The sequence below is a fragment of the Actinoplanes sp. NPDC048791 genome (assembly GCF_040650095.1).
In the GTDB taxonomy this organism is placed as follows: domain Bacteria; phylum Actinomycetota; class Actinomycetes; order Mycobacteriales; family Micromonosporaceae; genus Actinoplanes.
Map to the genome: position 1 here is coordinate 1 of NZ_JBEZGQ010001408.1, position 1742 is coordinate 1742.

The window sequence follows — 1742 nt, forward strand, 5'->3', positions numbered from 1 at the left end:
CCGCCCCACCCCGCCCAAGGACGACCCCGTCCTCCGCGCGGTGGGCGGCGACGCCCTGGCCACCGACGGCCTGATCATCCCGCGCGGCGCCCCGAGGCCGCCCGCCCTCACCGCGACCAGCTGGCTGGTCGCGGATCTGGACACCGGCGAGGTCCTCGGCGGCTGCGGCCCCCACGTGTACGGCACCCCCGCCAGCGTCCAGAAGTTGCTGCTCGTGGCCACCGTCATCGACAAGATCGACCCCAAGCAGGTTGCCACCATCACCGACGGGGATCTGGCCATCGAGCCGTACAGCTCGGCTGTCGGGTTGCTCAAGGGCGGGAAGTATCCGGTCAGCACGTTGTGGCTCGGACTGCTGCTCAACTCCGGCAACGATGCGGCGAACACGCTGGCCCGGCTCGGTGGTGGCCGGGGTGGGCTGCCCGCCACCGTCGCCGCCATGAACGCCGAGGCGAAGCGGCTGGGTGCGTACCAGACGCATGCCGTCACGCCGTCCGGGCTGGACGGGCCGGGGCAGTTCACCAGCGCGTACGACCTGGCCCTGATCGCCCGGCAGTGTTTCGCCAAGCCGGACTTCCGCAAGTACGCACTGACCGAGCGGGCGCAGATCCCGGCGCAGAAGAAGTTGAAGAAGGGCGGCTTCCAGATCCAGAACGAGAACAAGCTGATCTACAACTATCCGGGGGCGCTCGGCGGCAAGACCGGCTTCACCAAGCTCGCCCGGCACAGCTATGTCGCGGCGGGTGGTTGGGCGGGAACCCGTACGAGCGCGGGTGTCTGGTGATGTCGGGCAGCCGGACCGGCTGCGGGTCGGTGATCAGCAGGCCGAGGACGCCGCGGCCGTGCGGGAGGTCGCCGATCTTGGCGTGCGCGGCCGGGTCGATGCCGTAGGTGATGAAGTCGGAGAGCTGCCGGTCGGTGCCGATGATGCCCAGCGCGCCGTAGCGGGCGCCGGCCAGCGCGCAGGCCGACTCGACGATGCGCTGCAGGGTGCTGCGCAGGTCCAGGTCGGTGCCGATGCCGACCACGGCGTCCAGCAGAGCGCGCAACCGTTCCCGGCTGGTGACCACCTCGCCGACCCGGACCAGCATCTCCTGCAGCAGCTCGTCGAGCCGGACCCGGGACAGCGGGGTCAGTCCCAGCGACGGCTGCTCGTTACCCTTGGGCGCGACCATTCGCTGATGCTATCGAGGCGACGGCGGCCGGAGGCGTGACCAGCACCGGGCAGCCGCCGTGGTGCAGCAGATGCAGACCGGTCGATCCGATCAGGGTGTTGACCACCGCGCTGTGGGTGGGGCGCCCGAGAACCACCAGGCGGGCGGTGTACGACACCGCGACCAGCACAGCGCCGGCGTCGTCCGGCGACACCACCGCCTCCGCGTCCACCTGCGGATAGTCGGCGCGCCAGGGGGCCAACTGCTGCTCGAGGCGCTCGCGGGCGGCCGCGTCGAGGGTGGCGATGCCGTCCCCGGCGGCCGGGATGTCACCCACCCACAGCGGGGTCGGTGGGGCGTAGGTCCGCAGCACGGCGAGCGGGGCCCCGTGCCGGGCCGCCGTCGCGAACGCTTCATCCAGGACCGCGTCGTCGGTCGCCGAGCCGCAGACCCCGGCCACGATCGGCCCACGGGCCGCGTCGGCCCGGCCGCGGGCGATCACCACGGGCACCCGCGCGTGGGTGGCGACCTGCTGCCCGACGGAACCGAGCAGCAGGCTGGTGAAGCCGCCGCGACCCCGGTGCCCGA

General features: G+C 72.4%; 1 protein-coding gene and 2 pseudogenes. 1 reads left to right on the forward strand and 2 read right to left on the reverse strand.

Annotated elements, in window-relative coordinates:
- A pseudogene (locus AB0C29_RS46855) lies at positions 1-742 on the forward strand (D-alanyl-D-alanine carboxypeptidase); the annotation flags it as partial.
- Here AB0C29_RS46855 and AB0C29_RS46860 read toward each other — a convergent pair.
- Both AB0C29_RS46860 and AB0C29_RS46865 read right to left on the reverse strand, forming a co-directional pair.
- Positions 729-1175 (reverse strand): annotated as a pseudogene (locus tag AB0C29_RS46860) (GAF domain-containing protein); the annotation flags it as partial. The pseudogenes AB0C29_RS46855 and AB0C29_RS46860 overlap by 14 nt on opposite strands.
- Positions 1156-1742, reverse strand: a 587-nt coding sequence (locus AB0C29_RS46865) for a universal stress protein (RefSeq protein ID WP_360834651.1), incomplete at its 5' end; no start/stop codon positions are given. The gene AB0C29_RS46865 and the pseudogene AB0C29_RS46860, both read right to left, overlap by 20 nt.